This window comes from Domibacillus sp., from assembly GCF_031181085.1.
Taxonomy (GTDB): domain Bacteria; phylum Bacillota; class Bacilli; order Bacillales; family Domibacillaceae; genus Domibacillus.
The window spans coordinates 162,252-184,637 of the sequence record NZ_JAPSLE010000001.1 but is presented as its reverse complement, the minus strand read 5'-3'; the positions used below and the strand labels follow the sequence as shown (position 1 = coordinate 184,637).

General features: G+C 43.6%; 24 protein-coding genes, 1 other RNA gene and 1 pseudogene. 6 read left to right on the top strand and 20 right to left on the bottom strand.

Going from position 1 to position 22,386, the window contains the following annotated elements; genetic code table 11:
- Positions 1 to 5: 5 nt before the first annotated feature.
- Together RIN81_RS01090 and RIN81_RS01085 are read right to left on the bottom strand one after the other, a co-directional pair.
- Positions 6 to 317 carry a hypothetical protein gene (locus RIN81_RS01090; protein WP_309086913.1) on the bottom strand — a complete coding sequence of 104 codons (312 nt, stop codon included), beginning with the start codon at positions 315 to 317 and terminating at the stop codon, positions 6 to 8.
- 74 nt (positions 318 to 391) lie between these two features.
- Complete coding sequence (locus tag RIN81_RS01085) at positions 392 to 874, bottom strand: DUF456 domain-containing protein (RefSeq protein ID WP_309086912.1); 483 nt, start codon at positions 872 to 874, stop codon at positions 392 to 394.
- A 68-nt stretch (positions 875 to 942) separates the two neighbouring features.
- Here RIN81_RS01085 and RIN81_RS01080 point away from each other — a divergent pair, with 68 nt between their 5' ends.
- Together RIN81_RS01080 and RIN81_RS01075 are read left to right on the top strand one after the other, a co-directional pair.
- Positions 943 to 1,320 carry a nucleotide excision repair endonuclease gene (locus RIN81_RS01080; RefSeq protein ID WP_309086911.1) on the top strand — a complete coding sequence of 126 codons (378 nt, stop codon included), beginning with the start codon at positions 943 to 945 and terminating at the stop codon, positions 1,318 to 1,320.
- A 210-nt stretch (positions 1,321 to 1,530) separates the two neighbouring features.
- Positions 1,531 to 1,698 carry an aspartyl-phosphate phosphatase Spo0E family protein gene (locus tag RIN81_RS01075; protein WP_242232260.1) on the top strand — a complete coding sequence of 56 codons (168 nt, stop codon included), beginning with the start codon at positions 1,531 to 1,533 and terminating at the stop codon, positions 1,696 to 1,698.
- A 62-nt stretch (positions 1,699 to 1,760) separates the two neighbouring features.
- Here RIN81_RS01075 and ssrS read toward each other — a convergent pair.
- Positions 1,761 to 1,961: non-coding RNA, 6S RNA (ssrS, locus tag RIN81_RS01070), on the bottom strand.
- Positions 1,962 to 2,088: 127 nt separating this feature from the next.
- Between ssrS and RIN81_RS01065 the strand changes: the two genes are divergently transcribed.
- A complete protein-coding gene (locus RIN81_RS01065) occupies positions 2,089 to 3,075 on the top strand; it encodes an LLM class flavin-dependent oxidoreductase (protein WP_309086910.1) in 987 nt (328 codons plus the stop codon).
- Positions 3,076 to 3,115: 40 nt separating this feature from the next.
- Here the strand turns inward: RIN81_RS01065 and RIN81_RS01060 are convergent, their stop codons facing one another.
- Both RIN81_RS01060 and ppnP read right to left on the bottom strand, forming a co-directional pair.
- Complete coding sequence (locus tag RIN81_RS01060; RefSeq protein WP_375164484.1) at positions 3,116 to 4,732, bottom strand: catalase; 1,617 nt, start codon at positions 4,730 to 4,732, stop codon at positions 3,116 to 3,118.
- 95 nt (positions 4,733 to 4,827) lie between these two features.
- Positions 4,828 to 5,142, bottom strand: a complete 315-nt coding sequence (gene ppnP / locus RIN81_RS01055; RefSeq protein WP_309086909.1) for a pyrimidine/purine nucleoside phosphorylase — start codon at positions 5,140 to 5,142, stop codon at positions 4,828 to 4,830.
- Between the two features lie 268 nt (positions 5,143 to 5,410).
- On the opposite strand from ppnP, the pseudogene RIN81_RS01050 reads away from it, so the two are divergent.
- The 3 genes and pseudogenes from RIN81_RS01050 to RIN81_RS01040 all read left to right on the top strand — a co-directional run bounded on the left by RIN81_RS01050 (position 5,411) and on the right by RIN81_RS01040 (position 8,746).
- Positions 5,411 to 6,858: pseudogene (locus tag RIN81_RS01050) on the top strand (circularly permuted type 2 ATP-grasp protein).
- Positions 6,839 to 7,804 carry an alpha-E domain-containing protein gene (locus RIN81_RS01045; RefSeq protein ID WP_309086908.1) on the top strand — a complete coding sequence of 322 codons (966 nt, stop codon included), beginning with the start codon at positions 6,839 to 6,841 and terminating at the stop codon, positions 7,802 to 7,804. Before RIN81_RS01050 ends, RIN81_RS01045 begins: the two are co-directional and overlap by 20 nt.
- Positions 7,805 to 7,840: 36 nt before the next feature.
- Positions 7,841 to 8,746 carry a transglutaminase family protein gene (locus RIN81_RS01040; RefSeq protein WP_309086907.1) on the top strand — a complete coding sequence of 302 codons (906 nt, stop codon included), beginning with the start codon at positions 7,841 to 7,843 and terminating at the stop codon, positions 8,744 to 8,746.
- Between the two features lie 34 nt (positions 8,747 to 8,780).
- On the opposite strand, the gene RIN81_RS01035 is transcribed toward RIN81_RS01040, so the two are convergent.
- From RIN81_RS01035 to RIN81_RS00965, 15 genes are all read right to left on the bottom strand, one after another.
- Positions 8,781 to 9,080, bottom strand: a complete 300-nt coding sequence (locus tag RIN81_RS01035; RefSeq protein WP_242232266.1) for a hypothetical protein — start codon at positions 9,078 to 9,080, stop codon at positions 8,781 to 8,783.
- Positions 9,081 to 9,139: 59 nt separating this feature from the next.
- Positions 9,140 to 10,957 carry an asparagine synthase (glutamine-hydrolyzing) gene (gene asnB / locus RIN81_RS01030; RefSeq protein WP_309086906.1) on the bottom strand — a complete coding sequence of 606 codons (1,818 nt, stop codon included), beginning with the start codon at positions 10,955 to 10,957 and terminating at the stop codon, positions 9,140 to 9,142.
- A gap of 75 nt (positions 10,958 to 11,032) precedes the next feature.
- Positions 11,033 to 11,482: a MarR family winged helix-turn-helix transcriptional regulator gene (locus RIN81_RS01025; RefSeq protein WP_309086905.1), complete on the bottom strand. Its 450-nt coding sequence runs from the start codon at positions 11,480 to 11,482 to the stop codon at positions 11,033 to 11,035.
- Positions 11,479 to 11,958: a glutathione peroxidase gene (locus RIN81_RS01020; protein WP_309086904.1), complete on the bottom strand. Its 480-nt coding sequence runs from the start codon at positions 11,956 to 11,958 to the stop codon at positions 11,479 to 11,481. Before RIN81_RS01020 ends, RIN81_RS01025 begins: the two co-directional genes overlap by 4 nt.
- A 15-nt stretch (positions 11,959 to 11,973) precedes the next feature.
- Complete coding sequence (locus tag RIN81_RS01015) at positions 11,974 to 12,384, bottom strand: organic hydroperoxide resistance protein (protein WP_309086903.1); 411 nt, start codon at positions 12,382 to 12,384, stop codon at positions 11,974 to 11,976.
- An 88-nt stretch (positions 12,385 to 12,472) separates the two neighbouring features.
- Positions 12,473 to 13,066 (bottom strand): TerD family protein, encoded by a 594-nt coding sequence (locus RIN81_RS01010; RefSeq protein ID WP_309086902.1) that lies wholly within the window; start codon positions 13,064 to 13,066, stop codon positions 12,473 to 12,475.
- Positions 13,067 to 13,133: 67 nt separating this feature from the next.
- Positions 13,134 to 13,937, bottom strand: coding sequence for a GDSL-type esterase/lipase family protein (locus RIN81_RS01005; protein ID WP_309086901.1), 804 nt, complete (start codon positions 13,935 to 13,937; stop codon positions 13,134 to 13,136).
- A gap of 244 nt (positions 13,938 to 14,181) precedes the next feature.
- Positions 14,182 to 15,066, bottom strand: a complete 885-nt coding sequence (locus tag RIN81_RS01000) for a peptidylprolyl isomerase (RefSeq protein ID WP_309086900.1) — start codon at positions 15,064 to 15,066, stop codon at positions 14,182 to 14,184.
- 67 nt (positions 15,067 to 15,133) lie between these two features.
- Positions 15,134 to 15,763 (bottom strand): GTP pyrophosphokinase, encoded by a 630-nt coding sequence (locus RIN81_RS00995; RefSeq protein WP_309086899.1) that lies wholly within the window; start codon positions 15,761 to 15,763, stop codon positions 15,134 to 15,136.
- An 88-nt stretch (positions 15,764 to 15,851) separates the two neighbouring features.
- Positions 15,852 to 16,247, bottom strand: coding sequence for a hypothetical protein (locus tag RIN81_RS00990; protein WP_309086898.1), 396 nt, complete (start codon positions 16,245 to 16,247; stop codon positions 15,852 to 15,854).
- 64 nt (positions 16,248 to 16,311) lie between these two features.
- Positions 16,312 to 16,608 (bottom strand): DNA-binding protein, encoded by a 297-nt coding sequence (locus tag RIN81_RS00985; RefSeq protein WP_309086897.1) that lies wholly within the window; start codon positions 16,606 to 16,608, stop codon positions 16,312 to 16,314.
- Between the two features lie 103 nt (positions 16,609 to 16,711).
- Positions 16,712 to 17,311 (bottom strand): response regulator transcription factor, encoded by a 600-nt coding sequence (locus RIN81_RS00980; protein ID WP_309086896.1) that lies wholly within the window; start codon positions 17,309 to 17,311, stop codon positions 16,712 to 16,714.
- Positions 17,308 to 18,441 (bottom strand): sensor histidine kinase, encoded by a 1,134-nt coding sequence (locus RIN81_RS00975; protein WP_309086895.1) that lies wholly within the window; start codon positions 18,439 to 18,441, stop codon positions 17,308 to 17,310. The genes RIN81_RS00980 and RIN81_RS00975 overlap by 4 nt, the downstream gene beginning before the upstream one ends.
- 70 nt (positions 18,442 to 18,511) lie before the next feature.
- Complete coding sequence (desA, locus tag RIN81_RS00970; RefSeq protein WP_309086894.1) at positions 18,512 to 19,537, bottom strand: Delta(5) desaturase DesA; 1,026 nt, start codon at positions 19,535 to 19,537, stop codon at positions 18,512 to 18,514.
- Positions 19,538 to 19,636: 99 nt separating this feature from the next.
- The gene (locus RIN81_RS00965; RefSeq protein WP_309086893.1) at positions 19,637 to 22,117 is read right to left on the bottom strand and encodes a bifunctional 2',3'-cyclic-nucleotide 2'-phosphodiesterase/3'-nucleotidase; all 2,481 of its coding nucleotides are present in this window, start codon (positions 22,115 to 22,117) and stop codon (positions 19,637 to 19,639) included.
- Positions 22,118 to 22,386 lie beyond the last annotated feature (269 nt).

Sequence of the window (22,386 nt, the reverse complement as noted above, 5' to 3'; positions counted from 1 at the left end):
TGCTTTTATTGATTTCCCGGTTCGTCAAAAGCATTTGTTTTTTTCGATGCTTTAATCCTATACCGCTTATTACTTTCTGTTTTTGGAAAAAATTCAATTTCTTCCTCTATTACAGAAGGTTTCTCTTCCTTTTCTTCCATTACTTCTTCAAGAAGATGACCTTCCGCCTCTGTCATCCGGGCATCATACTTATCCATCAATTGCTGCAGATCTTCCAGTGTTTCCGCCCGTCCATCACGCTGCACTTCTTTTAACAAGCGATTGGATTCTTCTTCTGTTAATTCCATATATCCAACTCGTATCCGTTCAGCTGCCATTGCTCAATCCTCCTGTATGCTCCTTCATGGTATGCTCTATACCCTTACAGAGGAAGCATCCAAACATGGAGCCGCTACAGGATTGCTTCTGCCAAAAACCAGCCGATCATAATAAGCTGGATTACCACTTTGGCCAGCGTTCCGCTTAAGAAAGCAATAAGCGTTGCGTACGCAACAAAAAAAGCCTGTTTTACATTTTTTAAAACAATGAGTTCAACGGCAAAAACCGCCACAAACGGCACAATCAAAATCCCAAAGGGCGGGATGATAAACGAACCCGCAATAAGAGCAATCACCGCGGTCCACTCGCCCCATTTGGAACCGCCGTATTTTTTCACAAAGTAGCTGTTTGCCAAAAAATCAGCTAAAAACATAAGCGCTGTTAAAACAAACATGCCAATCCAAAAAAGAATGGATAATTCCTCGCGGCTAATGCCAACATAATAAAGACCAAATCCTGCCCACAAAACGAGAACCGATGGAACAATTGGAAAAATGAAGCCGGCAAAGCTTGCGATAAACAGTAAAATAATAACTGTCCAAACAAAAATAGACACACATATCCCTCTCTTCTCTGTTATGATAGCATTGTACCATTATGCAAAGGAATAGGAAGTGATTCACATTGATTAACATTGAACTGCCTCAGGCTGACTACATTTTAACAAGAAAACGGAATCCGGAGGACACAAGTGAAGCGCCAATCGCACGCGAGTACGGATTTACCGATTATCATAAAATTCCGCGTGATAAAGCAGGCGTTTTTCTTTTTTATGATGCACAGGACCGTCTTCTGTTCGTGGGTAAAGCCCGTAAACTCCGCATGCGTATCCGCAAACATTTTGAAGATAATGTATCCGACATTAAAAACCACCGTGATGACGTTCACAAAATTGTTGTTCTTGTAGTGGATAACCCGATGGAACGGGATATTTATGAAACCTACATTATTAATACGTTCGAAGCGAAATACAATACGGACAAAGCATTTTTCCGTTCTTAATCCTGCAGCCGGTTTTTTTTGAAGCCGGCTTTTCTTCTCTTTCTCTGCTGCTCTTTTTTCGAAAATTTCTCCTTTCTATCAAACAACCCGCTCCATCTGTAACGTTTTGATACGTTTTGTCGAATCTGTTTTAAATAATATGATCTTTTCGTATACTAGATGCTGTTCTCTTATAAAAAAAGTATGGAAAGTACTCACGGAGGTTTCAAAATGAATACGTTGGTAAATCGTGATGAGTTAATGAAAAAAATTAAAAAAGTCCGCCGGGACATGATTACATCCGGCACAACAAAAGGATTAAGCCATGCAGAGACTGTTCAGTTCAGCCAAGAACTGGACGAGCTGATGAATCAATTTCAGCCCTATAGAAAGTTTTAAACATTTTTTCTCCTTATTGTTTTTCAGGCACAAAAAAACCAGCTCCCAAACGGGGCTGGTTTTTTCGTGCCGCTTTTGCCGTATTATCAAAAATAAGAAAGTTTTAAACCACCACTCCTCAAAGTGGGTGTTTGCAAAAACGTTCATGTCTGTCCTCCCTGCCGAACCGGCAGAGGCTTGTCAATCCCGCTTTAATGTTAAACTCCCTATTACAGCTTAAAGGTTAAAACTTAATTAAAAAAACACGTACAATGCAGCTGTATTCGTATCTTACTTCTTTTTCGCCTGAAATGCAAGCCGTTTTATTTTGCCACGCGAAATATTCCTGCTACACTAAACAGACGAGAAATGAGTACCTTTACTTACCTTATATGAAAGAAGTGTTTATAGATGTCTATCTCTTATTCTGTTCTTGACCTTGCTCCTATTACAGCGGGAAGCACCGCTTCAGAATCTTTTCAGCGTTCCGCTGACCTCGCCCGTCATGCAGAAAAATGGGGTTATAACCGGTACTGGCTTGCTGAGCATCATAATATGCCCGGCATTGCAAGCTCTGCCACATCCGTGGTGATCGGCCATATTGCTGCCGCCACCAAAACAATCCGGGTTGGCTCCGGAGGCATTATGCTGCCTAATCATGCGCCGCTTGTTATCGCAGAACAATTTGGCACCCTTGAGTCCCTGTTTCCTGGACGCATCGATCTGGGGCTTGGCCGCGCTCCTGGAACGGACCAGGTGACGATGCGGGCACTGCGCCGCCAAAATATGAGCGACGGACACGATTTTCCAGAGCAGCTGGCTGAGCTGCGCGGATACTTTAACGGTACAAATCACGTTCATGCCGTTCCAGGTGAAGGCTTGTCCATTCCGATCTGGCTGCTTGGCTCAAGCGGGTTCAGCGCTCGCCTCGCTGGTGATTTAGGCCTGCCATTTTCTTTTGCAAGCCACTTTTCTCCAGATCATACGCTGCCGGCGCTCGCCCTTTATCGGCGTCATTTTACCCCATCGGACGTTCTCGAAAAGCCGCATGCTATGCTTGGCGTAAACGTTATTGCCGCTGATACGGACCAAAAAGCAGAGCGGCTTGCTACATCCATGCAGCAGCAATTTTTAAACCTGATCCGCAACAAAGCGGTGCCTCTTCAGCCGCCAGTGGACAGCATGGACGGCATTTGGACTGAATTTGAAAAAGCAGCACTGCAGCAGCAGCTCGGTTCCTCTATCATCGGCGGTTCGGAAACCATTAAGAAAAAATTAGCCGCTTTCATCGAAGAAACCGGCGCGGACGAACTAATGATTAACGCGCAAATCTATGACCATGAAGCAAGGCTGCGTTCCTTGAAACTCACAGCAGATGTTTTGCGTTCACTCGAATAAAAATCAAAAATCCCCCTTCACTATGGTGAAGGGGGTTGTTTTAGTATGGATCCGCCTCGTGGCCTTCTTGTTTTGCAGTATCTGCCGCTTTTTTCGCTGCCGCTGAACCGGTATCTCCAGCTGTTTGGTCCATCTTCTGTTTTGCTTTTTCAAGCCCTTCCGCTACACGGCGGCCATATTCCTCGTCTGCTTTTGTAAAGTGGCCGATCATGGCTTTTTGAATATCCGGGTGTGATACGCTGAGCGCATCAACCAAATTGCTGATCAGCTCATCGCGTTCCCAGTCTTCAAAACTCCGGTATGTATCACCGGCCTGCCCGTAATCGTTTTTGCGGTCAATCGGCTGCTTTATTAATTTAGCGTTGTAAGCAGGCTGATGGTCTGCACCGGCTCTTTCTGCTTCTTTTAAGCCATCCAGCATAGACGGCTCGTAATTTACATGCGGATTCCGTCCATCGTCTACATAGTGGGCATGCTGGCCATCGCGCTGATTGGTCGCAACCCGCTTTTTCGGTTTATTGATCGGAATTTGCAGGTAGTTTGCTCCAACACGGTAACGCTGGGTATCTGAGTAAGAGAACGTGCGTCCCTGGAGCATTTTATCATCAGAAAAATCAAGGCCGTCCACAAGCACTCCTGTCCCAAAAGCCGCCTGCTCAACTTCTGCAAAATAATTTTCTGGATTTTTATTAAGTACCATTTTCCCAACCGGCAGGAACGGGAATTGATCCTGTGGCCATAGCTTTGTATCATCAAGCGGATCAAAATCAAGCTCTGGGTGCTCATCATCACTCATAATTTGTACGCAAAGCTCCCATTCCGGGTAGTCACCTTTTTCAATCGCTTCATAAAGATCCTGTGTGGCATGGCTTGTGTTCATTCCTTGAATTTCATTGGCTTCTTTTTGCGTTAAGTTCCGAATGCCCTGCTTTAACGGCTCCCAATGATATTTCACCAGCACCGCTTCACCCGCTTCGTTTACCCACTTATACGTGTTAACACCCGAGCCTTGCATTTGGCGATAGTTTGCCGGAATGCCCCAAGGGGAAAACAAGAAAGTAATCATATGAGTCGCTTCCGGTGTCTTGGAAACAAAATCAAACATGCGCTCCGGATTTTGAATGTTTGTCACCGGGTCTGGCTTAAACGCATGAATCATATCTGGGAATTTCAGTGGATCACGAATAAAGAAAATTTTCAGGTTGTTGCCGACAAGATCCCAGTTGCCATCTTCTGTATAAAATTTAACCGCAAATCCACGCGGATCACGGGCTGTTTCTGGAGATTCCTTCGCTCCGGCAACTGTTGAAAACCGGACAAATACCGGTGTCCGCTTGCCTGCTCCTTTAAATACCTTTGCCCGTGTATATTTAGCAACATCTTCGTCGCCGACTTTCCCATACGTTTCAAAATAGCCATGTGCCCCGGCACCACGCGCATGCACAACCCGCTCCGGAATACGTTCACGGTCAAAATGGGAAATTTTTTCGATAAAATGATAGTTTTCGAGCGTTGCCGGACCACGGTTTCCAACAGTTCGAATGTTTTGATTGTCTACAACTGGATGTCCCTGACGGTTTGTTAACGTTTCTTCCGTTTCACCTGTCCCCGTTTTTTTCTTGTCTTCGTGTTCCACATTTATTCCTCCCCGCCAAATTGAATTCACATTTCCATTATTTATATCCTTTTTCCAAAAATTTAAACAAAAAAAAGCGCTCGAAAGGGAGCGCCAAAAACGAAAAAACAACTTGATTACTCAGACAGATAAGAGCAGCAATAATCCACAATTGTATGTACTTTTAATTCAAATGTTTCATTGGCTGGCACGAAGAAAACACCCGCTCCGTCAATCGTTTCCCAGTCACTGCCTTGAAGCTTGTATTCGAGCTTTCCAGCTGAAATATCCATTTCTTCTTTTAACTCCGTTGAAAATGTATATTCCCCGGGCATCATAATACCGAGCGTTTTTTTAGTTCCATCCTGCAGGAAAATGGTTCTGCTCGTCACCTTCCCTTCGAAATAAATGTTTGCTTCCTTTGTAATATCTACATTTTTTAATTGAGTCATATTCTCCATCCTTTCACTTTCTCCCAATAACTTATCATAAAAGTCCGGCTCATTAAACAGAATTTTCCCACTACTTTTCGCTTTTTCTTCTACATGTTAGAAATTCTATCTTTTCTTTCAAATCTTCTGTTTGCATTTTATTGTTTTTTACACTTCAATTTTGTAAAAAAATCTCACATATTTATGTAATATTTTTTTACAAAATTGAAGGTATTTACCATTAGTTGTTGTATTCTTACAATAAATACTTTTAAGGAGCGTCCTGACAATGTTTAAACCATACAATAGTGATCCTTATTTCGACGAAATGATTGACCAAAACGGAAACCCTAGGGAACATTACCAACGTTTTTATATCTCTCTTCTACAATTGAATCCTGAAGAATTAAAAGAAAAACAGGATACAGCAAATTTAAATTTTTTACGTCAGGGTATAACGTTTACCGTCTATGGAAATGAGGGTGGGACCGAACGGACGCTGCCTTTCGATTTTATTCCTATTATTATCCCATCTGACAAGTGGAAGCAAATCGAAAAAGGAATGGTGCAGCGTGTCAAAGCATTAAATTTATTTTTAGATGACATTTATCATGATCAAAATATTTTGAATGATGGGATTATTCCGCCTTACTTTTACTACCAGCAAGCAGGCGGGGTAGACATCCCGCTTCGAAACCATATTTTTTTGGCAGGCATTGATTTAATCAAAGATGAAAAAGGTGTTTATAGGGTACTTGAAGACAACTTGCGAAACCCTTCCGGCATGTCATATGTATATCAAAACCGGTATGTGATGCGCCAGGTTTGCCCGGAATTCTTCTCAAAGCATTTCCTTAACATGCTGGAAGAACAAATCGGCCACCTGCACGCTGCTTTAATGTCCCATCTGCCTAAAAATGCAAGAACAACCGCCGATCCACGAGCTGTTTTGTTAACACCGGGCATGTATAACTCCGCTTACTATGACCACGTTTTTTAGCACAGCGGATGAATATTTCTCTTGTTGAAGGGCGGGATCTGATTGTTAAGGACAAAATCGTCTACATGAAAACAATCAGGGGACTAAAACGGGTTGATATTATTTATCGGCGTATTGATGACGATTTTCTTGATCCACAGGCATTTCGAAAAGATTCCCGTTTAGGCGTTCCCGGCCTGCTCGATGCTTACCGGGCAGGAAATGTTTCGATCGTAAACGGCATCGGCAACGGGGCTGCAGATGATAAAGCGATCTATGCGTATGTACCTGATATGATCAAATACTATTTAGATGAAGAACCAATTATCCCAAATGTTGAAACCTATATGCTGCGAAATCCTGAACAGCGCAAATGGGTGCTTAAGCATATTGACCAGCTTGTTGTTAAAAACGTAGGAGCTTCCGGAGGCTACAATATGTTGATTGGCCCGCAAGCGTCTGAAGAAGAAATCGCTATTTTCAAAGAGAAAATTATGGAAAACCCAACTCAATATATTGCGCAGCCGACCATCAAGCTGTCACGAGCACCGGTTTATCAGGATGGCCGCTTTTATCCTTGCCATGTAGACCTTCGTGTATTTGTGATGAAAGGGGAAAACATTAATGTTTTTCCAGGCGGTCTGTCACGTGTTGCGTTAAAAGAAGGCTCACTCGTTGTGAACTCTTCACAAGGCGGAGGAGCAAAAGATACCTGGGTATTAAAGGAGGAAGCACAGCATGCTAAGCAGAGTCGCTGATTCATTATATTGGATGTCTAGAAATGGTGAAAGAACAGAGCAAAACGCGCACATCCTCAGTATGCAGCTGATCAAAATGCTCGAATCATCCGAGCAGGAAACGGCTGCACAAGATGACTGGGAAACCGTTCTTGATATTTGCTCGTCAAAAGAGGAATTTTCTTTTTTGTGTAATAGTATACAATTAGATAACATAGTAAATTACTTAACATTTTCAAAAGAAAATATAAATTCGACCGTAAATACCGTGTCAATCGTTCGCGAAAATGCCCGCATTACCCGCAATCATATCCCGAATGAGCTGTGGGAGGTCTGGAATGAATTTTATTTGTCTCTTCCGAAGATACCTCAGACAGTAAACTGCTCTCTTCCGGATATCCATTTCTTTTTAAATCAAATTAAAAAAACATCGTTTACCGCAACAGGTGTGGTAGACGCTTCTATGGCACGTGATCTTCCTTATCACTTTATGAAGATCGGCAGATGGCTTGAACGGGCAGAGAAAACAGCGCGTATTTTGCACGTTTTTTACCAAAAATCAAAACAGGCTGGCGACACTGCGACCGATGATGTTGCCTGGCGTTCTGCGTTGCAGTTTGTAAACGGAGCTGACACATACTTTAACCGTTTTTCTCCTATTATCAATCCGGATTGTGTGATTAAGTTTCTCGTGACAGACGTCTCTTTCCCACGCTCGATCCGCTACTGTATAGACCATATTTGGGAAGCCATCAAAAAATTAGAAAATGAAAAAGTGTCCCATTATTCTTGGCGGATGTATGCGCTGCTCGATACAATGATGACAGAGTTTCATGAAGATTACCTGAACAGCCTGGCAGAAGAAGAAATGGAAGATTTCCTGCTTCAATCGTTAGATCGCTGCATAGAATTTGGCAAAATATTCTCTGAGACGTATTATTTAATGGAGCGTGAATCTATTATGTGAACGAATAAACCAACGCACTTGGAGAGTGATGGCTTTATGAAGTATGAAATTACCCATACTAATATTTTCGAATACGAAAACGATGTGGACCAAAGCATGAACCATATTCGTTTAAAACCAAGTACGGACGAATGCCAGCACCTACTTTCTTATCAGATTGATATTACTCCTCCTTCTATGACAAAAGAAAGTATAGATTTGTGGGGAAATACCGTGGAGAGCTTTCTTATCCCGCAAAAACACCGCTCATTAGAAGTAAAAACGACTTCTGTTGTCAGCATTCAGCGGGCGCCGTTTATTGAACGAATTGAATACTCTTCTGAAATGAAGTCCATTTTTCATTCAAGGCGGTTCAAAGAGCACTATCTTCCTTTTTTAAAGGAAAATACATATACCTTTCTTAGTCCGGAACAAGTAGAAGAAATGACGCAGTCTGTCGGTAATATTGAAAATCCTGTTCAATTTCCACTGGAATTAATGCAGTATTTGCATAAGACATTTACGTATGATACTGAAGCCACGAATGTCCATACAACGGCCCAGGAAGCTTTCGCTTTGAAAAAAGGCGTCTGTCAGGATTATACGCATGTTATGCTCGGCATGCTTAGAAAAAAAGGGATCCCAGCCAGATATGTCAGCGGCTATTTATACACAGGAGACAATGCGGAATTTATTGGCGACTCAGCTTCCCATGCCTGGGTAGAAGTGATGGTGCCTGGAATTGGCTGGATTGGGCTTGATCCAACCAATAATGTAGAAGCACTAGAAAATCATATTCGAATTGGCATTGGCCGGGACTATACAGATGTCAGCCCTCTTCAAGGGATTTACAGAGGCGGGAGCCAGACACTTGAGGTAAAAAGTAAGTGTGAAAAAACTGGAGTCTCTTTAACACATAAAAAGGGGGTACCCCAAAAGTCCACTCCCATGACTTTGGAATAACCCCTTTTTTATGATAAAAACATGTAAAGCAGGTTTATTCGCTGTGAATATCAAATGTAATATCCTGATTGCGATGGTCTATATAAGCAACGCTGAAAAAGCGGTCTCCTGCTTTATAGCCATCGGGTGTTTCAAATTTATAAAATGTTTTTTGGCGGTCTTTTCGATCTGTTATATAACGGTCTGAAACCATTTCGTAAAACTTTGATGTTTCGCCGCACTTGATATGAAAGTGAGTGCCTTCGCCGAGCTTGAGTTCTTCTTCGAACGACTCGCCTTGTTTCCACTCACCTTGCCCGTTTCTATATACACATGTCATTTTATTTGTTTTCATTTTCAGCACTCCTTTCGTATTTGATTACTATATTCCCCGATTTCCTGCTCAAAAACATTTTATTTGTCATAAAACCTAACAGAATATTCTTCAAACCATTCGTGCATTTGAATAAAATAAGCAACAAGCTGCGGTCCAGTCATCAACTGGCCAAACCACGGATATTGAAAAGACGCCCCGCCGGTCTGTGCGAGTTTCTCAAGTCCTTCTTTTGAGAAAAAGTGCAAGAGTGGTGTATCCTTCTTTAAAATATCCTGCAGCATGCTTGACACGGCTGCTGTATACGCTGGATGATGCGTCTTTGGATACGGGCTTTTCTTCCGATACAGCACATCTCCCGGCAGAACACCATTCAGTGCTCTTCGAAGAATGCCTTTTTCACGCCCGTCTGCCATTTTCATCTCCCACGGTATGTTCCAGACGTATTCAACAAGCCGGTGATCCGCAAACGGTACACGCACTTCCAGTCCTGCCCCCATGCTCATCCGGTCTTTTCGTTCCAAAAGTGCGGTCATAAATGATACCATATTTAAATAAAACAGCTCTCTGCGCTGACGCTCCACATCTGATTCCCCATCAAGCTTTGGTGTCTCGTCCCGCAGTTTGCCGCTTTGCTCCCGTCCGTATTCTTTTAATGGAAGAACCTGCCGCCATTTATCGTTTAACAGCTGGGATTTTTCTTGCATGGAGGTAATCCACGGAAATCCTTCTTCTGATCCGTTCCGGTGAAACCACGGATACCCGCCGAACACTTCATCTGCACACTCTCCTGACAAGCCGACAGTAAAGTCCTGCTTGATTTCATGGCAGAACCAAAGCAGGGACGAATCCACATCGGCCATGCCCGGGAGGTCACGCGCGCACATGGCTTCTTTTAATGCATGAGCCAATGTCTCCTGATCAATCACTTTTGTGTGATGAACGGAGCCAATGTGCTGCTGCATTTTTTCGATCCATGGCCGGTCTTCCCCCGGCTGAAAAACGTTTTGCTTGAAAAAGCGGCTGTTGTCTTCGTACTCAATCGAATACGTATGAAGCGGTGTGTCGAAAAACTGAGCTGCAAATGCACTGATTGCACTGGAATCTACCCCTCCAGACAGAAAGGTACACACCGGTACATCTGCCGTCAGCTGACGCATTACGGCATCCTGCAGCAGCTCCCGGACACGCAGGGCTGTCTCAGGAAGGGAATCAGCATGCGGGGCGCTCTGTACATTCCAGTATCTCCATACTTTCACCCCGGTCTTTTTTACAGATAGCGCGTGCGCCGGCCGAAGCTCTTTTATCCCTTTAAACACTCCCTGTCCCGGTGTACGGCCCGGTCCGATCGCGATCAGCTCCATAAAGCCTAATCGGTCAAGTTCCGGTTTCACATCTGGATGGGCAAGCAGCGCCTTGATTTCTGAGCCGAAAATAAACGCGCCATTTTTTTCTGTATAAAATAACGGCTTCACACCGAGCCGGTCACGTGCCATAAATAACTCCCCACGTGTTTGGTCCCACACACCAAACGCAAAAATGCCGTTTAGCCGCTCCAGGCACTTTTCACGCCACTCGATAAATGAGTAAAGCAGCACTTCCGTGTCCGAATGTCCTTGAAATGAGTGGCCGCACTTTTTGAGCTCAGCCCGGATTTCTTCCGTATTGTACAGCTCACCGTTGTATACAATGGTGTACGTTCCGCGCGTCATCGGCTGGATCCCGCCTGTCGGATCTACGACGACAAGCCGCGTATGACCGAATGCTACATGTTCCGCTGTCCAAATGTTAAAATCGTCCGGCCCCCGTTTTTCAAGTGTCTGCGCCATCTGGCGGACTGTTTCTTTTTTACTGGCAAGCTCTTGATTAAAATGTACAAAGCCTGTTATGCCACACATGCGCATCACCCTTTCCCGTAATACGATATGCGCGACCTGTCCGAAACATGACAACAAAAAAATTCCGCCGATGCACTACGCATCAGCGGAATTTGTTCTTTTTTTGAGTTTTTGATGCAAATCATTAAGCCTGGTCATCAATTCTTTGTATTCGTCCACGTTAATTTGACAAAGTTCGATTTCCTCTGCGACACGCTTCGTAATAGCCCTCTGCTGCTGGTGCGCTTTTTCTTCTAAATAGATAAATACTTTTCGTTCATCTTCTTTGGAGCGCTCTTTACGCACCCATCCATTTTCCTGCATACGTGAAATCATCGGTGTCAGTGTTCCAGTACCAAGGTCGAGCTTTGCACCAAGCTCTTTCATCGTTACTTCATCTTTTTCCCATAAAGCTAAAAGCACCAAATACTGCGGATACGTAAGTCCAAACAGCTGCAATACGCTTGTATACAGCTTGTTAAACTCGCCAGCTGTTTCATAAACAGCAAAACAAAGCTGGCTGTTCAGTGAGCGGAAATCATTCATGATAGGATTTTTTTTACATCCTCTTCTATTTTTTCAGGGCTTGTCTGTGGTGCATACCGCTCGACAACCTGCCCGTTTCGGTCGACGAGAAATTTTGTGAAATTCCATTTGATTTTTTTGGACAGCATTCCTTTTTTCTCGGTTGTTAAGTGAACAAACAGCGGGTGTGCATCCTCACCATTTACATCAACCTTGGCAAAGATGGGAAACGTAACACCATAGTTTACCCGGCAAAATTCGGTCGTTTGATTGATATCGTCATATTCCTGGTTGTTAAACTGATCACACGGAAACCCGAGAACAACAAAACCGTCGTCTTTGTACTTTTCATATAAAGACTGCAGGCCGCCAAACTGCGGCGTAAATCCGCATTTGCTTGCCGTATTGACAATCAAGAGCGGTTTGCCCCCGTACTCTTTTAACGGCATTTCATTGCCGTTCGGTTTTTTAACGCTAAAATCGTAAACAGTTGTCACAGAACTCCCTCCTCCTTATTGCTTTACAGACAATTCAACATCAACGTTACCGCTGATCGCTTTTGAATATGGGCAGAAGTGGTGCGCTTTGTTCACATATTCCTCTGCTGTTGCTTGGTCTACTCCTTCAATGGACACTTCAAGCTTAACACCTTTATCGGTTGTGTCCGGGTAAAGAGCAATGGTTGCTATAACCTGGCTGCTGTGGAATTCAACACCTCCCTGTTCAAGCATCAATTCAAGTGCACTGTTAAGGCATGCACTGTAGCCCGCTGCAAATAACTGCTCTGGATTTGTAGCGGTTGTCGCATTGCCGCCAAGTGCCTGTGGTTTTTCAACGTCTAAATTAAAAATGTTGTCCGGTGAATGAACTTCTCCATCGCGTCCGCCTGTGTTAATAATTGTTGTTTCAAAAATAGGTTTCATTCGAAAACTCCTTTAATCTTTTTTAAATCTTCTACGATTAAATCGTGCACGATTTAAATAAAAAACACAACTAAAAAAGCTGTTTTATTTAAAACAGCTTCTCAATATGCAGCGGGGAGATTTTATTCATTCCTTTTTTCTTATTGAAAAACCCTTCTGGCAAGGATGTGAGGCCGTACGCACGACAAATAGACTGAAAATCGCCGGATACACCACTTCCGGTCAAAACGATTCTCCAGCCTCTTTCTGCCCGTCGGACATCACCAATCACGACGCCAGCTGCGTCCGAAAAGTCTTCTCCTAATTCATACCGGACAATTTCTTCTTTTATTTCATCATTGATCATCCGGACAAATGCAGCGTTCACATCGCAGAATGTCCGCCCGCCCGATTCGTGAAGGGCAATGGCAAGAACAATTTTATCCACTGTATCAGGAAGCATCGACAGCTGTACGTAAAGCTCTTCATCATCACCGCTGCCGGCTCCTGTTTGATTATCGCTCGATAAAAGAAGCGCTCCGTCGAAAGCAGTGAGCTGATTGTAAAAAACAATATGTTCACTTGAGCGCACACGGTTCCTCCTATCTACAAGCAGCGCCATCATATCCAGGTCAAAAAGCGAAGCGCTTCCATCCCATCCTAACGCAATTTTCATAGATCCTTTCAGCCGGTTCGGTTTCATGCAAATCCCCCTTTTGTTTCATCCTAACAGGTGCGGGCTTTCTTTCCAAGCAAAAGCCCGCTCGTTTTTACCGTACTTCCTGCTGAAGCTGAAACAGCATTTGATCCGCAATAGCATGGTAGCCAAACTCGTTTGGATGAATCCCATCATCTGACACATTCTGCGGTGTTTCACTATTGATTACTTCAGTTGTATCAACGACAACCGCATAATCGTGCTTGGCTGCCAGCTCGTAAAATTGAAGGTTCCATCTTGGCAGGAGCCGGTCTGCCATTGAATACAATTCAAATTCTTTATCAAGCGGATTGTACAATTCTAAAAGCAAAACCGTGGCTTCCGGATTTAACGTATGCACCCGCTCCATGATGTCGGTCATATTGGTATTAAATGTTTTTTGAAGCGAATCCACGGATTGAACAGCCTCATAAAACCCTTTTTGGAAGCCAAGCTGCAAAATATCATTGCCGCCAATATTAATCGTCACAATATCCGCTTTCTTGATCTGGTCATCAAACTCGCCGCCTTGCACGAGACGGTTTAATTCAGTACTTGTAATTTCATTAATGCCTTCGTTTTGGAATTCAACCTCTTTTTGGATGGATGACTCAAGGCTCTCCGAAAAAGACTTCACGAGATTTTCTTTCGGCGGTGCACCAAAACCGGTAATAATAGAATCTCCAATTGCCAGGTGGCGAAGTACCTGCTTGTCACTTTCGCGGAAATAATCGATATATGTCTCTTTCTGCTCACTTGCAAGCGTCTGCGGTCCTTCTTTTAATTGTTCTATCTGATATTGCGGGTAATAAATCCAAATCGCGAAACCTGCCACACACACTGCTACAACACTTAAAATGGTGGCGATGACTTTCATGCCTCTTTCTTTGTTCCTCCTTTTATTCGGAAATACTGTTCATTGTTGCCGTATTAATTGTTCATTATACGTACGATTTCGCTGTTTTCACAACTAATCTGTTTGAAGAAAAAGGGCTGCAAAACAACGTCCCCAAAAGCCGTTTTCTCCCATCTTCTTTTATCCATACCCACTTTTTTTAGAAACAAGACCCATGCTGTCGAGAAGAAAAAGAAACTCTGCCCCAAGGACAGAGTTCTTTCTTTTATTCAAATGAATTGTAAATATCATAATCTTTCTTTTTTTCTTCCAGCCAGGTTGTATATTCACTCGACATTTTTTCCTGCTTGAGCGTTTCTTTAATTTCCTCTTTGCTGTCTTCCAAGTTAGCGGCTTTCGCTTCTTTCTTTCCTGTTACTTTAATAATATGATAGCCGTAATCGGTTTTAACCGGTTCGCTGATTTCACCAATCTCCATCGCAAAAGCGGCTTTCTCGAATTCCTCGGTCATTTCCCCTGTACCGAAGTATCCCAGCTCACCACCATTTTCCGCACTTGTTGTATCGGTAGAATATTCTTTTGCCAGCGATTCAAAGTCCCCCCCGTCTGCAAGCTTCGCTGTAACTTCTTTTGCTGTCGCTTCGTCATCTACTAAAATGTGGCTGGCTTCTACCTGTTCAGATGTGGTAAACGTATCTTTATTTTCATCAAAATAGGTCTCGATTTCTTCATCTGTGATTTCGATGCGCGGCTCAAGCAGTTTCACCGTCTCAAGATATACTTTAATTTCTTCCTTCATATCTGCTTCGGTCATACCGCTTGATTCAAGCGCTGACTTGTACGCTTCTTCTCCTCCGTACGACTCAATGGTTGCGTCCAGTTCTTCTTGAATCTCCTTATCCGTTACCTGCACCTTTTCCTTAGTGGCTTCTTTTTCCACAATCTTGTCCGCAATTAACGATTCCGCTGCGTCTGCCCCGTACATTTTTACGAGTGAATCATACAACTCGTCTTTCGTAATTTTGGTTCCGCCTACCTCCGCAATCGTTTCTGCACTGCTGCCGGCTGTGGCAAAAAAGAATCCAGCCGACGCTATTGCTGCGATAATCGCAGCCCATACATACGTTTTTCCTTTTTTTAAAGCGTTCATTTTTTCTCTCCCTGCTATTTATTTTCCGAGTTCAGTATAAGAAACAAAAGTGAAAAAACGGTGAAAGTCAAATGAATGTTCCGCCGTTTTTAACAAAATCCATTTCCTGCTTGATCGCTTCCATTTTTTGATCGAGCGCGGTCATCGTGTCCGCTGCACTTTTCAGTTCTTTTTGCAGGCGGGGCGGAATGATACCATCAAATTTATAAAACAGCTTATGCTCCAGTCCCGCCCAGAAATCCATCGCAGCCGTACGGATTTGCACTTCAACTATCGTTTTTTCGGTTGAAGCCGCCATAAAAACAGGGATTTCAATGATCGCATGTAAACTTTGATAACCGTTTGGTTTCGGCTGTTTGATGTAATCTTTTACATGTACAAGTTGAATATCCCGCTGTTGCTTGAGCATTTGCAGCACATGGTAGATGTCGGATGCAAACGAACATGTAATGCGAATGCCGGCAATATCGTGCACATGGCGCCGTGCATTTTCCGGGGTTAACGCGTAACCTTTTCGGTTTAACTTTTGAATGATGCCATGCTGATCTTTCAATCGCGATTTAATATGTTCAATCGGGTTATACTGGTGGATATGCTGAAACTCTTCATTTAAAATATTCAGCTTCGTATTTACTTCATCCAGCGCAAATTTGTGAATCAGCATCAGTTTTTTCCATTCATCCATTTCCTGCTCCATCTATCGCACTTCCTTTGTAACGTGATCTCCCTTTTATCGTAGCGGAAGAAAGTGAAAATAAAATGAAAAAAGCACCCTTAAAGGATGCTTACTTTTCGTCATGTCCGCCTATTAACATAAAGTCTCCAAATTGGTTTACATCAACATTGATCCTGTCACATGCATTCAAGTATCTTAAAATGATAATAAACCGGTCTTGAGAAATCCCCTTTTTCTCCATCTGTGCCCGCATTTCTTCAATGGGGGGAAGCTCGTCTGTTTCCGTCTTTGTCTCCATAAAAGGAGAAAAATATCGGTACACCGTCTCCACTTCTTCTTTCCGGACAACGGAGAGCTCCCCGAATTCTTTCGTCAGCGCTTCTTCAAATCCATTTTTAAGTCCGTAAATATGGCCTTTATCGGCTTTGTCAATGCCCTGCCGGCTTTGAAGATCGTATAGTTCTCCCATTATTTTTCCGAGGATCAATGTCAGGTTTGTATCCACTTTATCCCTCCTTTTTTTCTTTAGTCTTAGGCAGATGAGCGCTATTTATACAGCTTGGAGCCTGTTAATCGGAACGAATCTTACGTGCTGCCAGCCACTGGCGGAGAGAAGTTCTTGAAAAATACGTTTTTCCATTTACATCAATAGACGGAATATCCCGATATTTTTGAAGCAGTTCTTTCGTATCCTGCTTCGGTGCGCCAAAAAAACGATGCAAAGTATCCTCCTGAATAAGCTCAGACTGACCTCTTCGCTTGAAATGATCGATAAACGTTTTTTCAGATGGATTTTTCCAATTTTTAAGCCCGTCTCCGATAAAATAGCCAGCCAGTGCAATACCAGCGCCTAAAAATAAACTCATAGCTTGTCCTCCTTTTTCTTCTGTACTTTTTTATCTTATGAGCGAATGGCCTCCCTCATCTCTTTTTCTTCCATAAAAAAAGCGTGCTTCTGCACGCTATCCTTTATTTAAACCAGCCTTTTTCTTTAGATTGAGAAATGGCTTCTATTCGATTTTTCACTTCCAGCTTATCGAAAATCGTAGAGATGTAATTGCGGACGGTCCCGTTTTTTAAATTCAGCTGCTTCGCAATCTCTCCTGTGCTTTTTCCTTCTGAAACAAGAGCCAGCACATCTTTTTCACGTTCCGTCAGCGGATTTTCCTCACTGTATAAGTCATCCATCAATTCCGGGGCATACACTTTTCGGCCATTCATAATACTACGGATGGAGCTCGCCAGTTCATCGCTTGGACTGTCCTTTAGTAAATACCCGCTTACTTTTGCTTTTAGCGCCCGCTGGAAGTAGCCTGTACGGGCAAATGTCGTTAAAATAATCACCTTGCATGCATCATTTTTTAATTCTTCAGCCGCTTCAAGCCCTGTTTTCAGCGGCATTTCAATATCCATTATACAAATGTCCGGCTGCAGCTCCCGCACAAGTGCAACAGCTTCTTCTCCATTTGCAGCTTGTCCAACCACTTCTATATCATCTTCCAAGCTGAGCAGCGACCCAAGTGCCCCAAGGAGCATGCGCTGGTCCTCAGCAATGACAATGCGAATCATTTCATTCCCTCCCTGTCATGCTGTGTGACATTGTTCGGTACCGTCATAACTAAAACTGTGCCATTTTCACTTCGGATCTCTAAACTTCCATTTACGAACTCAAGCCGCTCCCGCATACCAGGCAGTCCGCTTCCTTTTCCAATATCCTGGCGGCTGAGCCCTACACCATCATCTTTTACGGTCATTCGAACGGAATCCTGAAGCTGCTCAATCGATATATGACAGGAAAAGGCCTGGCTGTGTTTTACGATATTCGTTACCGCTTCTTTCATGCACATACTGAGCACATTTTCCACAAACAGCGATACATTTACAAGCTGAAAAGAATCAGCGCCTGTATACTCAATTTGTGCAGCCCGCAGCATTTGCTGAACAAGCACAATTTCATCATTCACTCGGATGCCCCGCATGGACGAAACAAGGTTTCTCACTTCATTCAGTGCGGTTCGTGCCGTTTGCTGCACATCTAGCAGCTCTCCCTTTGCCCGTTCCGGGTCTTTTCCGATCAGCTTTCGCGCCAAATCGCTTTTTAATCCAATGAGGGAAAGCTTCTGGCCAAGCGTATCATGCAGATCACGAGCGATCCGCTGGCGTTCCTCCTGTTTCACAAGATCAGCAATCCGATTGTTGGCAAGTTGCAGCTCAGCTTCAAGCTTATCCTGTTTTTTTCGGTTGTACAATGAAAAGGGCAGCAGCACAATGCCAATAAATACGATGACAATAATGGGAATCTGCTGAATAAACAGCGGGTCCTGAACCACAAGGTTATAGTTAATAGAACCAATGGTGCTGACCAGGTGGATCACGTAAGCCGTTATAAAAGCCGCACGCTTACGGATATTTCCATTGTAATAGGCAATGTAGAATGAAAAATAAATAAACTGATACATAACCGTCATGGCTACAGAAATACCGACAAGAAGGCAGACCCAGAGATAAACCGGCCACCTGGATGATAAAAAAGCAAACCTGAAGCTGATAAAAAACAAAATCGTCAATGTAATGCCGATGACAATTTCATTCGTCGACGACGACTGAAAAATAAAATAAAACGGCAGCAGACTTAAAATAATCCATATATAAGGAGACAAGCCGGAGCTTTTCCCAAACGATGCGAATCTTTTTTTCATACGACACCTTTTTTATTTTTATTTTACCATAAAAAAGCTGTCCTCACTTGAGTGGGGACAGCTTTTCAAACTACTGAATGGCACTTCGTTTACCAAGTGAGCCATATGTTTTTTTAGCTTGTTTAAATGTAACGAATTTATCCTGTTCCTCATCCCAAAGGCGAAACTTTACAGACTGGATACTGGTCCAGAGTGTGATAGTCGGAACACTTTGAAGCGGTTCGGAATTTGAGTGCGCTGCTTCAAGCTGATAATTTGGCACGCGCGGGCTTAAATGATGCACATGGTGAAAGCCAATATTACCGGTAATCCATTGAAGCGGCTTTGGCAGTTTGTAAAACGAGCTTCCTTCTACTGCTGCTTTTACATAACTCCAATGTTCATCTTCTTCAAAGTACGAATCCTCAAAGGTATGCTGCACATAAAACAGCCATACACCCATCGCACCGGCGATCCAGAACATCGGGCCATGTACAAGAAGAAACGCCTGCCAGCCGACGAGCCAGCACATAAGAGCGACGCCAAGAAGAAGAAGCACATTCGTTAAGTATGTGTTCATGCGTTCTTTTTTGCGGGCGCCTTTCACGTTAAAACGGTTGGTGATCAAGAACACCCATATTGGACCAATAACGAACATGACAAATGGATTGCGATATAACCGGTAGGCAATACGTGTTTTCAATGGCGCTTCATAATATTCATTAACCGTCAGCATCCACATGTCTCCTGTACCGCGCTTGTCAAGATTTGAGCTTGTTGCGTGGTGGACATTATGGCTGTGCTGCCACTGGTCATACGGGAAAAACGTTAAAACACCTGTGATCGTGCCTACTACCCGGTTCAGCTTGCGGTTTTTGAAAAAGGAGTGGTGGCAGCAATCGTGAAAAATAATAAAGATGCGTGTAATAAACCCGGCACCGATTACCGATAACCCGAGTGTCAGCCAGTAGGAAATTTGCAGGCTTTGGTATGCAAGAAACCAGACCAGCAAAAACGGGCCAATTGTATTGATTAATTGAAGGATGCTTTTATGCGTATCAGATTTTTCATAGGGGGCTACTTGTTTTCGTAAAATTTTTGTATGTTCTTTGCTCATGTTTACGTTCCCTCCGCTCAGTAATAACTTTACTATAGCGGAAAGAAAACGTGTTGTGCAGTAGCACCCGTCATACAATAAATATGACAAGTGTCATATTTATTTTTGGCCGAGCAAATAAAGCACTTTTGCCGCCTCGGCCCGTGTTGCCGTGTCGCCCGGCTTAAATGTTTTGCCTGTTCCCTCCATCAAGCCGAGCTGATACGCTTTCTGGATGGATTGTTGAATAGATGTGCGGTATTGGCCTACATCGTTAAACGGCATAGAGCCCGTTACTTTGACTGCTCCGTGTTCTTTTTCATAAGCGCGCACGAGCATGGCTGCCATCTCGGCACGGCTGATCGATTTAGCCGGTTCAAACGTTTTAGCTGTTGTGCCCTTCACAACACCTGCTTCGAATGCAGCCGTAATATCCTGCTTCAGCCGGCCCTTTACATCGACAAACGGTGTTTCTTTTTGGGCCGTCCATTTCATGGTACGGACAAGCATGCTCGCAAACTGGCCGCGTGTCACATCGCCTTCAGGATCAAATGTTGTATCTGTTTTGCCTTTAATAATGCCTGCTTCAGCGAGTGCCGCGATATACTCAGCTGCCCAGTGATCCGCTGGCACGTCTGCAAAGGACGGCGCACCTGCTGTGCCTTTGTTTAAGTCAAGCTCAAAAATGCCAAATCCTTTTTCATCGATTTTGCCCGTATACGTAATGTTATCCGTTTCTCCGGCAAGCGCTTCTGCTTTTGGATTAGAGGTGAACGTTGCTTTCGCTTTTGTTTTGGCAAACGTCCAGTTGTTGTCTACTGCTGCGTCAATTTCTTTGAATTCTTTTACATAATTCATTACCGCCTGGCGGTTGGAATCCGGTGCTTTTAATACCGTGTTTACGCCGCCTGGGTTCATCAGCTTGCTGCCTGCTGCCCGATAATCATTGGTGGCTACGATAAACTCCATCCCATCTGTTACCGGTTGGCCATTAAATTTCAAATTTTTAATTCGGTTTGCCGATGCATTGATCACATTTTGTCCTTTGTCATATTTCGGCAGAGATGTCACATCGATCTCATAGGTAACGCCGTCGATCACGTCAAAGTTGTAGGTCGGGAAGTCCGGGTTAATCAGTGCTTGTCCATTTCCTTTTGCCGGATCGATCGTGTTAAACTGTCCTGCTGACCATTCAAGCCACTCTTTCAAAGTGGCACCGTTTACTTTAATGGCATTGACGACATTGTTGTCGTATAGGTACAGATCCGCAATGTTTTTCAGCACGAGCGTACCTGCTTGGACATCCGTATAATCTTCTACGCCGCCGCGTCCTGCTTTAAATGGTGCCGCTGCTGAAAGAACAGGAAGGTTCTCATACTGCGTACCTTTCAGTGCATCTTCTACATACCACGTTTGTGCCCGGTTTAAAATTTCCATTGCCGCATTATCCCGCACAAGACCAAAGTACGTATTCAAATTTCCTTTGAGCTCCCCTACTGGTGTCTCCATATATTTAATCGTCGCTTCGTGCTCGGCTTGAACAGATGCTGCAACAGCAGAATCCGCTTCTACAGTCACATCACCGGATGTAATCGGCTTAAGCGAACCCGTTCCGCTTGTTACATCCCATTTTCCGTTCACTTTTTGAATCTGGAGATCAATCAGCCCAACGTTATTGCCCCATGAGCCAGGCATAACTGTCGGAACACCATTAATGGTCCCATTTGTGTTATCGATACCGCTTCCATCCGGAAAAGACGGCTTGGCCGCATTCGGAAAGCTCAAATGCTGGTGGCCTGTTAAAACAGCATCCACATCTGGAATTTTCGTTAAATAATAAGAAGCGTTTTCAAGGCCTTCTGTATACTCTTTCATGGCGCCGTTCTGATCATACTCGGCAATGCCGGAATGCGAAAGAATCACAATCACATCCGCTCCCGCTTCCTTCATTTGCGGCACCACCTTTTGAGCAGACTTTACAATGTCCTCCACCACAAGTTTTCCTTCTAGGTGCTTGGCATCCCATTTCATAATATCCTGCGGTACAAAACCGGTAACGCCGACTTTAATTGTATGTACTTCTCCGTCTATATCTTTTACTTCTTTTTCAATGATTTTAAACGGCGTAAAATAAGGATTTCCTTCCGAGTCATAAACGTTCGCATTTACGTATGGGAATGCTGCTCCGCTAAGCGCTGTAGCCATATACTCAAGCCCGTAGTTGAATTCATGGTTGCCGATTGTTGCTGCATCATAGCCAAGATGATTCATCGCTTTGTATACCGGGTGAATATAGCCTTCCTTCATTAATCCGTTGTTATATACGTAATCACCGAGCGGACTTCCTTGAATTAAATCGCCGTTGTCAAAAAGCATGCTGTTGTCTGCTTCCACGCGCACCTGTTTGATTAAGGCAGCCGCTTTAGCAAGCCCGTAGGCGTTTGTCGCCGAATCCTTATAATAATCATAGTTCATTACATTAGAATGAAGATCGGATGTTTCTACAATACGCAGCTTTACAGTATCCTCGGCTGCCTGTGCCATCTGCGGCACAAATAATCCTGCTGCAATAACGGTTCCTACTGTCCAGGCTTTTTTCATTCAACTGCCCCCTAAACTATTTTTTTAATATAGGAATTATAGCATGATCGGCGGAAATAAATGAGAATATTTACAATTATCTAAATAAAACTTTACATTATGTCAAATAAAAAAAGACATTTCAACTGAAATGTCTTAGTGTGTAAACAAAGTCTTTCGCTTTTAGAAAAGAGCCGATAAGTGAAGCCTGCCGGACTTCGCGTTCCACGGACGGCGCAGACTCCTATGGGACTAGCCGCAGCGGAGACCGGTTGAGCTGCCAGGCGAAG